This window comes from Enhydrobacter aerosaccus, from assembly GCF_900167455.1.
Lineage (GTDB): Bacteria > Pseudomonadota > Alphaproteobacteria > Reyranellales > Reyranellaceae > Reyranella > Reyranella aerosaccus.
The window spans coordinates 260,440-272,888 of sequence record NZ_FUWJ01000007.1; the positions used below are offsets into that span (position 1 = coordinate 260,440).

A 12,449-nucleotide genomic window follows, 5' to 3' on the forward strand; every position below is an offset into this window, starting at 1 on the left:
TTGCAATTGTTCCTGCACCGCAGCTTCAGCTCCACAGCATCGGGAACTCCGGGACGCCGATCGTGCATTAACGCCCTTCGAATAGGTATCGGGAGTTCAGCAGCGTGTTCCTATAGGCAACAATGATTGCACGCATTTCAAGCGGTGCCCGCACACTACGAAGGAGGACCGGACCCTATGCTGAAAACCTCATGCAGCGTGTTGCTGATATCGCCGGCATTCCCCGTTGCGACGTTCTGGAACAACAAAGAGTCGGTCAAAGTTACGGGAGCACGCCATTCCGCGATACCGTTGGGATTGCTGACGGTAGCCGCGATGCTGCCTGCACATTGGCAATGTCGATTGATCGATAGGAATGTTTCTGACGTCAGCAATGCCGACTTCGAATGGGCCGATCTGGTCATGACCGGCGGCATGAACGTCCAGCGCGTAGACTGCCTGGACATCATCTCGAGAGCACAGGCCTTAGGAAAAGTCGTCGTGGTTGGCGGGCCAGACGTGACCTCTGAGCCTGAATCTTACCATCGTGCCGATTTTATCGTCAAGGGTGAGGCCGAAGCGGTCATCCAGGATTTCATTGCTGCCTGGGAAAGCGGTGAACGTCGCGGCGTCTTCATTGCCGAGAAGTTCACGGTCGACGTCACCAAGAGCCCATCGCCTCGTTATGACCTGTTGCGACGGAGCGACTATCAGTATCTTTCCATCCAGTTCTCGCGAGGCTGCCCCTTCAATTGTGAATTCTGCGATATCATTGAGCTTTACGGTCGGGTCCCGCGCGTGAAGACGATCGATCAGATGCTCCGTGAGCTCGATGCTCTTCATGCTGGTGGCTATCGTGGCCATCTCGATTTCGTTGATGACAACTTCATTGGCAACAAGAAGGCGGTAAAGACATTGTTGCCCCATTTGATCACTTGGCAGCAGAAGCACGATTATCCATTCATCTTCTCGACCGAAGCTTCGGTAAACCTAGCCGACGACGATGCATTGCTTGCGATGATGCGGCAAGCCGGCTTCTTCGTGGTGTTCATTGGTATCGAAAGTCCCGATGGAGATACGCTGGTGGCAGCGCAGAAGAAACAGAATACACGCCGGAGTCTGGCGAACAGTCTTCACAAGATATATGGCGCCGGCATTTTTGCCATCGCGGGCTTCATCGTTGGGTTCGACACCGAAAAGGGCAGCATCGCCGAAGAGATGGTGAACTGCATAGAGGAAGCCGACATTCCAGTTTGCATGGTCGGACTGCTCACCGCCCTTGCCAACACGCAGCTCACGACACGCCTTAAAAGGGAAGGCAGGATGTTTCCCGCGGATTGGCTTTTGCGGGCGTGGCCCGAAAAGGGCGGCGACCAGTGTACCCTCGGCCTGAATTTCGAAACGAAGCGGCCGCGGCGAGAGGTTTTGATGGACTATAAGAATGTGATCGACCGCATTTATACCCCGGAATCATACTTCGGACGGACCAAGCGGCTGGCCCGCCAGCTTGATTGTTTCTGGCCACCAAAAGCCACGGTCCCGACGGGATGGCGGTTTGCCGGTCTTTCATCCGATGACTGGCGAAATCTCTTCCGCCTCCTGCGATCGGCTTGCAGATTGCATCCGCTTGCCTTGCGGCACTATCTGGAAACTCTCTACGTTTGCGCCCGAACGAACCCAGGCGCGCTGCCTGCAGTCGCTCTGATGTGCGCCTTTTATCTCCACCTTGGTCCCTTTTCACGCATCGTCTCGGCATCGATTGCGCAGCAAATTGCGGAGGTCGACGATGGTACGTGGCAATCGCCGATCGCCTATTCTGCAGCCCGCCCCATCAAAAAGGCGCTTGAGGGGTAACTACGGCGCGCGACTTCAAGCTCGCAGTTTCATCGGCTGCGGTAGGTCCTATGATCGCCATGATCCGAGGCCGCTTGCTGCTGCCAATAAGTGAAATAGATCCGAAAGCCGGCACAGCCTCAGACCAGCTCGTCGAAACGCCACCATTTCTTCTCGAGTGGGAAATCCTAGATAGCTCGCCCGGCTGGAATCTTGAACGCTTCCCGCCGTTGGGTTCGCGCGCAAGGCTGAGATTGCTGCTCCGAGATTCCGAGCACCGGCCAGAAACAGCGCTGCATTGATGCGGGCGACCGACTGTGATCCATCGATGGCAACCTCCGCTTGCGCCAGAATGCGCCCGCTATCAATGGTTTCATCTTCGATAATGTGAATCGAAGCTCCTGACATCGCGCGGCCCTGCATGAGAGCCCATATAACCGGGCAGGGGCCACGAAGCTCCGGCAGAAGCGCGGGATGCACGTTCAGAACGCCGAGGCGCGGCTTCTCGATCAGTTGCCTGCCTAGGATTTGATCGAAGTTCATGACGACGATCAGATCCGGGGAATATTCGGAGACGGCTGCGAGCGTGGCGGCATCATTTATGTTCGCTGTTTTGAGGAACCGGGCTCCGCGAAGTGCGGTGAGCGTCGGAAGTGTCGCAAGATCGGCGGGGCGACCGGTGATCCACAATACGACGCGCGCCACCGTCGTTACGAACTGAACCGCGATGATGTCGCAGCCCAGCCAAAGCGTCAGCGGCAGTCCGTGGCGTCGAACGCTGTTTCGCACTTGTTGCCAGAAAGTTCCATGCCTGGAACCAAACCGTGTAGAGGAAATGACCATGCCAATGTCGTTGCCGATATCCTTGAATAACTGGTTGAGCCCAGGCAGGCATGAAAGGCTATTAAGATGGCAGAGCACGATCTTCACGTTCGCTCTCACCGGGCAAGCTGACGTTGGCTACAGCGCTAGTCCGTTTAGCACGTGCGCCCCGAGCCTTGCCAGAGCGCGGCTGTACAATTACAGTCTGAAATTGCCTTACCAGTTGCGATATGACAGCCAACGATGCCTCGCAGATTTCTGTTCGACGTCACCGGGCTGCTTCACTGGTATGCTTACTTTTCGAACCCCTCAGGCATTCAGCGGGTGACAGAAGGGTTACTTCGTTCTGTGCCCTTTCGGCAGAGCGAGACGGTGGAGTACGTCGCGCGCGGCCTTGGTGGCAGCACGTTCTACAAAATCGATCCAGCGGCTTTTGGCCATCCGGCACAGCTGCGCGCTCTTTTCGTGAGAAGCATGCGAGGAGCGCAACCGGCGGCTCTCATGGCGGACATGTGGTGGTATCATCTCCCATATCTCGGCCTCGGACTCTCGGCGTGCCTCTTGCCTGCACTTCAGTCTGTGGCACCACCTGGCCCAGACGATACGTTATTCAATCCAGGCGATTTGTGGTGGCAGCCGCGCTATGCGCCCTTCACTCTTGAGTTGAAAGCCAGGACCAGCGTGCGAGTCGTCCAGATGGTCCACGATCTGTTTGTGATTGACCGGCCGGATTGGTTCGGGAGGAGCTTTGTGAGCACCTTCGTATCGACGTTCACCAGGATCGCACCGGCCGTCGATCGATGGGTGACCAATTCGCACTACGTGAAGGATCGCCTCGAAAAGTGGCTGGCGGAGCAGTCCCTGCCGGTCAAGCCGATCGACGTGCTGCCAATAGGGTGGGATAGTTTTAAGCCGTCCGCCCTCGCCGACAAGGAGGTACTGCGACGGTATAACCTCACAGAAAAATCCTACATCCTATTCGTGGGTACGATCGAACCGCGAAAGAATTTGGCCACACTGCTGGATGCTATGGAAGGTCTTCGACGTGACCTGGGGGCGCGCGTTCCCACATTGGTCGTGGTGGGCACTTATGGTTGGCGGTCGATGCGAATGGCAAAGCGGCTTTGGCAAGAGCCGTCAACGCGATGGTTGTCTTCAGTGCGAGATTCGGAGCTGCCGGCTCTTTACAACCAGGCACTCTTTACTGTGGCACCCAGCCACATGGAAGGCTGGGGTTTGCCAGTCCAAGAGAGCATCGCGCATGGCGTACCCTGTATCGCGTCCAGCGCAGGGGCGCTTCGAGAAGCCGGTCGCGGGCTGGCGGTGCATTTTGAGCCGACAGATAGGGCTGGTTTACAAGCCCTGATGGCCAAGTGGATTACGGATGGGCAGATGCTCGCGCGACAGAGAGCCCTCATTCGAGAAACTCTTCAAAATGGGATCTTCCCAAGCTGGAACGATGCCGGCCAGACCGTACTCGGGTTGGCCGAATGAGCGGACGGCTGCTCTTCGATCTCACGGGGCTTCTGCACTGGTATGCCTATTTCAAGCGTCCTGGTGGCGTGCAGCGAGTGATTGAGAAGATCGCAGCGTCCGATGCCATCCGCCAGTCCGGCAAAGTGGAGTTCGTTGCCCGACTGCTCGGTGACAATCGCTTCGTCCAGATCGACCCAAGTGCGATAGGCAATATTCCAGCACTACGGCGACTTCACTCGGCGGCGCTGCGACATGCGAGCTTTGCAGGCGCGTTTCGTGAAGGTCAGTACTTCCATATACCTTACTTGGCACTCGGCTATGTTCCGGGGCGGAGGTCGTCGCTGCAGATCGTCGAACCTCCTGCAAGGGGCGATAGCCTGTTCAACCCCGGCGATCTTTGGTGGCAGAAAGCATATGCACCGATCGTTGCTGACCTGAAGACCCGCACCGGCTTACGCATCGTGCAGCAGGTCCACGATCTCTATCTGATCGAGCGACCGGAATGGACCCCGGCTCATGCCGTGCGCGCATTCTCACGTCAGCTTGTGCAGATTGCTCCGGCCGTTGACCACTGGCTGGTGCTTTCGCAATTTACGAAGAAGCGGCTCCGGCGGATTCTTGCCGAGCGTGGATTGCCCGAACGGCCTATCTCGATCATGCCTGTCGGCTGGGATAGCTTCCCCGGCAACAGCCCGCATCGTCCCGCGATAGTGGAGGGGCCTTACATCATGTTCGTGGGCACCGTCGAGCCTCGCAAGAATCTTCCGGCCCTTCTTGATGCAATCGAGACGCTGCGGGCGCAACTGGGCGCTCGTGTGCCCCAACTCGTCGTCGTCGGTGGCAAAGGATGGAAGGCAGGCGACGTAGAGGCTCGACTTGCCAGGGCTGCCCGCGAAGGCAAGGTCATCTGGTTCAGGAACGTCAGCGATACCGATCTTGGCGCCCTCTATAGTCGTGCGCGATTCACAGTTATGCCGAGCCATGGCGAAGGCTGGGGATTGGCCGTGCAGGAGAGCATCTCTCAGGGCGTGCCTTGTATTGCTGCGGACGTCGGCGCAACACGCGAATCCGGCGGCGATCTTGCCGTTTACTTCGATCCCGCACGTCCCGAAGCGCTCACTCGAGCGATGAGTGCCTGGATCACGGACGAAGCTTCGTTGGCACGGGCCGCTAGACGCATCGCCACGGCGCTCGCCACACCGAAAGCGTTTCCGACCTGGAACGACGCAGGGAAGGCGATCTTGGAAGTAGCCGATCTGGGTTCCAGCTAAGCAGCTGGCGATCGCCATGTCAGGCTGGCCGCACCGCACCGCTGGCGTCAGTCGAGCGCCAGCGCGGCGGCGAATGCGGCGAAATCCGTGAGACCGATCTGGTGCGGTCTGCCTTTGGATCATGAGATTCGGTCGTCATCCTCCATGTCGTGCGATAGAAGAGGCGACTGGACACAAGCTAGCTGCTAGGAAGAAGATTAAATCATGGCTAAGTTGCCGGGTCGACAGGGGTAGGGGCGTAAGATGCGCGAATTCACGGTGCAGTGCGGAGAGCGCCTGTGGCACGCGATGCGTTCCTGTTTCCCCATCCCCCTCGTCCTCTTTGTCCTACTGGCTCTGACCTCGTGCACGCTGCCTTCAGCCGGCCCTTCACGATCCGATATCCTGGCCGCGGCGCAGTCCCCCGCCAAAGGCGATGGGATTCGGTTTGCCCTGATTGACCTCTCATCACGCGTCGTGACGTCGATGGAGAATTGGAGGACGTCGAGTCTTCAGGGAACCTTCGGTAATCAAGGGGGCGTTCGGACGCAGACCATAGGCGTTGGAGATGTCATCCAGGTCAGCATCTGGGAAGTGTCGTCCGGTGGCCTCTTTAGCTCGCCCCCCGTAAGCGGGAGCGGCTCAACCGGGTCGAGAGCAACATCCATTCCTGAGCAGGTAGTAGGTGCCGACGGCTCAGTGACCATCCCGTACGCCGGCAGGATTGCAGTGGCTGGTCGCTCTCCGCATCAGGTGGAGAGCTTGATCGTAGAGCGCCTGCAAAACAAGGTCGTTGATCCGCAGGTGCTGGTGACAGTGACGAAAAACCTTTCAAGCACGGTCAGTGTGCTGGGAGAAGTGACATCAGGAGCGCGTATTCCTCTGAGCGTCCGGGGGGATCGCATTCTGGACGTCGTCGCAGCGGCAGGTGGGGTGAAATCTCCTCCTTACGAAACCTTTCTGACGCTCATGCGGGGCCAGCGGTCGGTGCGCGTTCCGATGCAAGTGCTGCTCACCGATCCAAAGGAGAACATTGCAGTTGCACCAGACGACGTCATTAGCGTCGACAAGGAGCGGCAGACATTCACTGCCGCGGGCGCAACCGGAACGAACGATGTCTTGCCGTTCGACGCGATCGGAATTTCACTCGAGGAAGCAATTGCAAAAGCAGGAGGCTTGAACGACCTGCGGGCCGACCCCGGTGGCGTTTTCGTGATTCGATTCGAGCCGACCGCCTCGTATGACCAGCTTGGCTACTCCCGACCGTCGGCAGACGAGGCCAAGGAGATACCGGTCATCTATCGTCTGGACATGCGTGCTCCGAGCGCCTTTTTCCTGGCGCAGCGCTTCCCGATACACAACAAAGACCTGGTGTTCGTTTCGAACGCGCCGGCAGCCGAGCTTCAGAAGGTCGGCGCCATCATCTCGACCTTTCTGATCCCGGCCGGTACTAGCGTGGGTATCGTGGCCGTCTCTAAACGGTGATGCTCCGTGGTGCCCTAGGACTATCTCCTTTCCAAGCTCAGTCGACCTCTGACGCTGGTCGAAGGCAGCGCTTGTTCCAGTCGCGTTGCCTGCTGTGGCGCCGGCGTTGCCGACCTCGAGCAAGGGTAGACTCGATCGAGATCGAGCTGGCCGGTGGGCATCGCTTGCGGGTCGACCTCGACGCCTATCGAGCCTTCGTCGACCAGATCGTCGGGCGGCGCAACGCCAACAACCGCGCCGCGGCCGGCCGCTGTCGGAGAACAAGGGCGGCCATGGCGTCGACTAGCGGCATGTGATCCACGCCTTGCGCCGAAAGCCGATGACACTGCTCAACTTGGTCTACCGCGACCAGCTGTCCCCGCGGCCGGCCTATGCTCGCGCCTTCGAGGCCTGGCGTGACCAAGACGATGCGCGGCGTGCCTGCAAGGTCACTGTCGAGCTGCTGGCGCTTGCCTATGAGTGTGCCCGCGAAGCCGAGCTGGCGAGCCTAATCGGCGCCGATCTCGACGCCGGCCGATTACCCGATCCCGGCGAGCTGCGAGCGCGGCTGCGACCACAGCAGACCCCGATCCCGGCGGTTGCCGTCGAACTGGCGCCGCTCGCGATCTACGACGAACTCGCCGCGGTCGAGGCCACGACGACCCCGCTCACGGCCGGCCTGGAGGTCGCGCCATGACGACAGCCATGACCGTCGACGCCGCACGCGCCGAGCTGTTGCTCGCCGAACTGCGCTTGCCCAGCATGAAGGCCATATGGTCCAGGCTCGCCGTGCAAAGCTGATCGGCCTCGAACCTTACCGTTACCTCGCCGACGTCATCACTCGCATCGTTAACGGCCATCCCAATAGCTGTCTCGACGAGTTCCTGCCTTGGGCCTATCACGCTAGCACCGAGCTCAAGCCTGGGGCCTGACAACGACGCTTACCGCGGATCTCGGCTTCGATGCGATAGAGCTCGGCGATGCGCGTCAGCGCCTCGCTGGCGATCGGCGCGGGACCGGGCGTGGCGAGCTCGTAGAACTTGCGCCGCACGTGGCTCCAGCAGAAGGCGAGTGCCACGTTGGTCTGCCTGGCCAGCACCTTGTAGCCACCGTAGCCGTCCACCTGCAGGATGCCGGTGAAGCCGTTCAGATGGGCGATCGGCCGCTCGGCCTTGCGATCGGCGGCGTAAACGTAAGCCACGCTCGGCGGATCGCTGCCGCCCCACGGCCGGTCGTCCCGGGCATAGGCGAAGAGCTGGCCGATCTTCGTCCGGCCACGCCCCGGATCGAGCACCGGCGCCGTCGTCTCGTCAGCGAACAGCTTGGGCGAGGCCTTCAGCCGGTAGAGCAGCCTCTCGTGCACAGGCCGCAGCAGGAACGCCGCCCGCCCCACCCAGTCGGCCAGGGTCGAGCGATCCAGGGCAATGCCTTGGCGCGCGTAGATCTGGGCCTGGCGATACAGCGGCAGGTGATCGGCGAACTTCGACACCAGCACGTGGGCCACGGTCGCCTCGGTGGGCAACCCGCCTTCGATCAGCCGGGCCGGCGCCGGCGCCTGCACGACGGCCCCGGCGCAAGCCCGGCAGGCGTACTTCGGCCGACGCACCACCAGCACCCGGAACTGCGCCGGCACGACGTCCAGGCGCTCCGACACGTCCTCGCCGATGCGATGCAGAGTTCCTGCGCAGCACGGGCAGACGGTGCTCGCAACATCGACCACCGTATCGATGCGCGGCAGGCCGGACGGCAGCGCGCCGCGGTTGCTCCGGCGCCGGGCAGCGCGCGCCTTGCGCTCGGCCGGGCTCTTCTGCTCGGACTCGGCCTGCCCCGCCGCGGCTTCCTGCTCAGCGTCTTCCAGCGCGAGCTGAAGCTGGTCCTCGGCCACGCTCTCGGCCCGCCGGCCAAAGCGATGACGCTGGAACTCCCGGATGATCTGGCGCAGCCGCTCGCTCTCCAGCCGCTCGGCGATCAGCATCGCCTTCAGCAGGCCAGGATCGTCAGGCAGGGCGGGCGTGCTCACCGGCACAATGGATCACAGACGCTCGGCCCTTGCGACCGTTTTGCGCCGACCGAGTCAACTCGTCGCTATCGGCACCGCGATCTGTCGGGGCTCGTGCACCCGCCGCCAGTCGAGCCCTTCGAGCAGGGCTTGTAGCTCGGCCGCGCTCGGGCGCAGGATCGCGTCCTGCACGCCGGGCCAGCGGAACTTGCCGTCCTCCAGACGCTTGGCCATCAGCACCATGCCCGTGCCGTCCCAGAAGATCAGCTTCACCCGATCGGCCCGCTTGGCACGGAACACGTAGACCGCGCCGTTGAACGGATCGGCGCCCATCGCCTCGCGCACCAGCGCCGCCAAGCCCTCCATGCCCTTGCGGAAGTCGACCGGCTTGGTCGCCACCAGCACCCGCACGCCACCCGAAGCGACGATCACGCCACGGCCTTCAGCGCCTGCAACACGGCCCGCAACGTCGCCGCATCGCTGCCCGTCGATACGCGGATCGTCGCCCCGCCGAACTCGATCTCGATCGGCGAGGTCCCCATGACAACCGATGCGAAGCTCAATCGCTCCTGAGCCACCACCGAACGGCCGCTCGCTTGTCGACGCCAGCCGAACAACTGTGACGGCGTCAGCCCGTGCCGCCGCGCAACCGCGCTCACCGACTCAGCCCCGGCCAGGCTTTCGGCAACCACAGCCGCCTTCTGCTCGACGCTCCACGTCCGCCGCCGGCCCGCGCCCGTGAAGATCTCCACCCGACGCACCGGCTCCGACATAGGCTTACGCACTGTGTCCGACATAGGCCCAACTCCAATGACCTGGCCTGCCGACACTCGCGCAGTTCACCACGTCACTACAACGTGGCGCCAGAACATCGCTTACGATCCGCGGTCGTTCGGCCGAGCAGCGTCGCCAGGTCCGCCAGGAGCGCAGCCGGCCGCTGGTCGAAGCGCTCGAGCCGTGGCTGCGCGACAAGCTCCAGCTCATCAGTCAGAAGACCAAGCTCGCCGAGGCGATCCGCTACGCGCTGTCGCGCTGGCAGGGCCTCTGCCTGTTCCTCGACGACGGCCGTATCGAGATCGACAACAACGTCGTCGAGCGCACCATCCGGCCGCTCGCCCTGACGCGCAAGAACGCCCTGTTCGCCGGCTCCGACGGCGGCGCCGAGCATTGGGCGGTGATCGCCTCGCTCGTTGAGACCTGCAAGCTCAACGGCGTCGAGCCGTTCCGCTACCTCGCCGACGTCATCGCCCGCATCGTCGAGGGTCACCCGCAAAGCCGCCTCGATGAGCTGCTGCCCTGGGCTTATCACGCAACGATCGACCTCAAGGCCGTGGCCTGAAAACGACGCTTACCCTATATCCCTTGCTACACAAGCTTTTAGGAACCACAAACCTCAACGATCTCGACCCAATCTTGGTCCGGATTCGTTAGGGATTACCTAATTAATAGAGACTATCGGCTCAGACTTAGGTGCCCACCGGGCGATAACCCAGAAAACTCATAAGGTTTTCAGCTGCGGTCTCAATTTGCTTGATAACCGAGGGCGCTACACGCACTTTGAAATCATCAACACGTCCTAGGCGATATATCTCTGGCTGCCGCGCTCTGCCGACATCAATCTTGTATTCTTCCTCGGTAATTTTTGCGAGCGTCCCTTGAGGATAAACCAGATCGCAAGCGACGAAGATCCGCGACAGAGAATTGACGAAGTCCTTCTTTAAGTCCTCATATCTAACGTAAATAGAGGGCCTATCGTTAAGCCAGATCGTATTCTGTAGCTGCCAGGTTTGGCCAAATTCAACTGGATCGATCTTCTGTCCCCATCCGGACTGAAAGCCATTAAGGTACTCAACTAGGGAGCTATATACTGCTCTCGGATCCCGCACGATTACAACTGTTCGCGCATCGGGAAATACTTCTTTCGCTCTTCGCACCGCATATGGGTGGAGATCATTACGAATAGGCGCATGCGCTGTCGCACACGGGTAAGCACTCTTATCAAATTCAGTGCCCGGTTTAACGCAATCGAGTAATGATCGCCACGACGACGCTGACACTCTGCGAATAGCCTCTAGCGTCTCTTCCTCGCCCAAATGGCCATAAGTATGGATATGCTGTGAGATGTGCTCATACAACTCCACAAAATAAAGCTCTTGTTGCAGCGGGACCGTACACACATGCGAAAAGCAGTTCCGTAGCCACGTAGTCCCTGACTTTTGGGTTCCAATTAGGAAAATCATAATTATCTCGATCGCTCCCGACCATCTCAGCTACTTATATTTATTTTTGATATTTCACGTCCATCTGGCGAAAGCGTCAAGTAAGCTTTAAAAATGTGCGCAAATTGACATGTACGCAGCGAAGGTGTCGCTCTCCATTTAAGCAAACCCCGATACACCTCCTTTAGCCTGCGTCATATGCAGTGTGACCTGCGCCCTCGGAATTCCTCCGGAATTAAGTAGAGTCCGTCGCGGAGAGGAGACGGATGAGAGGCGATCGCGGTTTACGTAGGAGCAGGTTATCGGGATCCTGCGAGAGTAGGAGGCCGGTGTGGCGACGGCGGAAGTGTGCCGCAAGCACGGGATCAGCGAGACGACGTCCTACAAGTGGAAGGCGAAGTATGGCGCCGGTCGCCTGAAGAGAGGCCGTCGCTCACCTGCGTCAGGCGTACGCGGTGAGCGATCGGCGGGCGTGTGTGGTAATCGGCAGCGACCGCAGCTCGATTCGCTACTGGAGCCGGCGGCCGGACGACGCGGCGATCCGAACCCGGTTGTGGGAACTGGCCGCGACTCGGCGCCGCTTCGGCTATCGGCGGCTGCACGTGCTGCTCGATCGCGAAGGCGTCCGGCTCAATCACAAGATGCTCCGGCGGCTCTATCGCGAGGAGCGGCTACAGGTGCGTCGGCGCGGCGGCCGCAAGCGGGCCCTGGGAACGCGGGCGCCGATGCTGTTGCCGCAGGGCCGCAACCAGCGTCGGTCGCTCGACTTCCTGAGCGACACGCTGACCGACGGACGGCGCTTCCGCATTCTTGCCGTCGTCGATAACTTCACCCGCGAGTGCCTGTGCCGGTCGCCGATACATCACTGTCCGGCATCCGGGTCACCCGCGAGTTAGACTTGGTGATCGCCCGTCGCGGCCGGCCGCTCAGCTGCGTCTTGGATAATGGAACGGAGCTCACCAGCATGGCGATCCTCGCCTGGTCGCAGCAGACCTGCGTCGGCTGGCATTATATCGCGCCAGGCAAGTCGCAGCAGAACGGCTTCATCGAGAGCTTCAACGGCAAGCTCCGGGACGAACTGCATCTGTAGTCGGGGTCTGGGCGTCAAGGGCAATTGATCCGGTTCCCGGCATGGGGTCACGCTTCTGTCCGCGGTCGTTGTCGCCGCATGATGGGCTTCGAAGGTGAGACGGACCAAGCTAAACGGCGGGCTCGATAGCTAGCATTGATGGCCCAGGCACTCGTGCGGCCTTCGTCTCATCCCCGTCCCTGCCGGGACCTCGGATCGGTCAGGCTTTGATCTGCCGTCGACCGATTGCTGTGGGAACTCTATCAGGCCTCCTGTGCAGTCCAGCGGAACGGCGTACCGTCGCGCCACATCCGATGCATGATCACCGCCAACTTGCG

At 60.6% G+C, this 12,449-nt stretch carries 9 protein-coding genes and 4 pseudogenes; 8 read left to right on the forward strand and 5 right to left on the reverse strand.

Annotation, left to right across the window (positions count from 1 at the left end; all coding sequences use genetic code 11):
• The first annotated feature begins 177 nt into the window (after positions 1-177).
• Positions 178-1,833: a B12-binding domain-containing radical SAM protein gene (locus B5D62_RS22785; RefSeq protein WP_085936231.1), complete on the forward strand. Its 1,656-nt coding sequence runs from the start codon at positions 178-180 to the stop codon at positions 1,831-1,833.
• Positions 1,834-1,881: 48 nt separating this feature from the next.
• Here the strand turns inward: B5D62_RS22785 and B5D62_RS22790 are convergent, their stop codons facing one another.
• Positions 1,882-2,742, reverse strand: coding sequence for a formyltransferase family protein (locus tag B5D62_RS22790; protein ID WP_085936232.1), 861 nt, complete (start codon positions 2,740-2,742; stop codon positions 1,882-1,884).
• A gap of 135 nt (positions 2,743-2,877) precedes the next feature.
• On the opposite strand from B5D62_RS22790, the gene B5D62_RS22795 reads away from it, so the two are divergent.
• From B5D62_RS22795 to B5D62_RS22815, 5 genes and pseudogenes are all read left to right on the forward strand, one after another.
• Positions 2,878-4,128, forward strand: a complete 1,251-nt coding sequence (locus B5D62_RS22795; RefSeq protein WP_085936233.1) for a glycosyltransferase family 4 protein — start codon at positions 2,878-2,880, stop codon at positions 4,126-4,128.
• On the forward strand, positions 4,125-5,381 hold the full coding sequence (locus B5D62_RS22800) for a glycosyltransferase family 4 protein (protein ID WP_085936234.1): 1,257 nt from the start codon (positions 4,125-4,127) through the stop codon (positions 5,379-5,381). The genes B5D62_RS22795 and B5D62_RS22800 overlap by 4 nt, the downstream gene beginning before the upstream one ends.
• Positions 5,382-5,846: 465 nt before the next feature.
• On the forward strand, positions 5,847-6,845 hold the full coding sequence (locus tag B5D62_RS22805) for a polysaccharide biosynthesis/export family protein (RefSeq protein ID WP_231714908.1): 999 nt from the start codon (positions 5,847-5,849) through the stop codon (positions 6,843-6,845).
• A gap of 319 nt (positions 6,846-7,164) precedes the next feature.
• On the forward strand, positions 7,165-7,521 hold the full coding sequence (locus B5D62_RS22810) for a hypothetical protein (protein WP_139374029.1): 357 nt from the start codon (positions 7,165-7,167) through the stop codon (positions 7,519-7,521).
• A 97-nt stretch (positions 7,522-7,618) separates the two neighbouring features.
• A pseudogene (locus B5D62_RS22815) lies at positions 7,619-7,756 on the forward strand (transposase domain-containing protein); the annotation flags it as partial.
• An 8-nt stretch (positions 7,757-7,764) separates the two neighbouring features.
• Here the strand turns inward: B5D62_RS22815 and tnpC are convergent.
• From tnpC to B5D62_RS22830, 3 genes and pseudogenes are all read right to left on the reverse strand, one after another.
• Positions 7,765-8,799 (reverse strand): annotated as a pseudogene (tnpC, locus tag B5D62_RS22820) (IS66 family transposase); the annotation flags it as partial.
• 99 nt (positions 8,800-8,898) lie between these two features.
• The gene (gene tnpB, locus B5D62_RS22825; protein ID WP_085936237.1) at positions 8,899-9,255 is read right to left on the reverse strand and encodes an IS66 family insertion sequence element accessory protein TnpB; all 357 of its coding nucleotides are present in this window, start codon (positions 9,253-9,255) and stop codon (positions 8,899-8,901) included.
• Positions 9,252-9,620, reverse strand: coding sequence for a transposase (locus B5D62_RS22830; protein WP_085936238.1), 369 nt, complete (start codon positions 9,618-9,620; stop codon positions 9,252-9,254). The genes tnpB and B5D62_RS22830 overlap by 4 nt, the downstream gene beginning before the upstream one ends.
• A gap of 80 nt (positions 9,621-9,700) precedes the next feature.
• Between B5D62_RS22830 and B5D62_RS22835 the strand changes: the two are divergent.
• Positions 9,701-10,162, forward strand: a pseudogene (locus B5D62_RS22835) (IS66 family transposase); the annotation flags it as partial.
• Positions 10,163-10,289: 127 nt separating this feature from the next.
• Here B5D62_RS22835 and B5D62_RS22840 read toward each other — a convergent pair.
• Positions 10,290-11,063 (reverse strand): sulfotransferase family protein, encoded by a 774-nt coding sequence (locus tag B5D62_RS22840; protein WP_085936239.1) that lies wholly within the window; start codon positions 11,061-11,063, stop codon positions 10,290-10,292.
• Positions 11,064-11,343: 280 nt separating this feature from the next.
• Here B5D62_RS22840 and B5D62_RS34055 point away from each other — a divergent pair.
• Positions 11,344-12,120: pseudogene (locus B5D62_RS34055) on the forward strand (IS3 family transposase); the annotation flags it as partial.
• Positions 12,121-12,449: the final 329 nt, after the last annotated feature.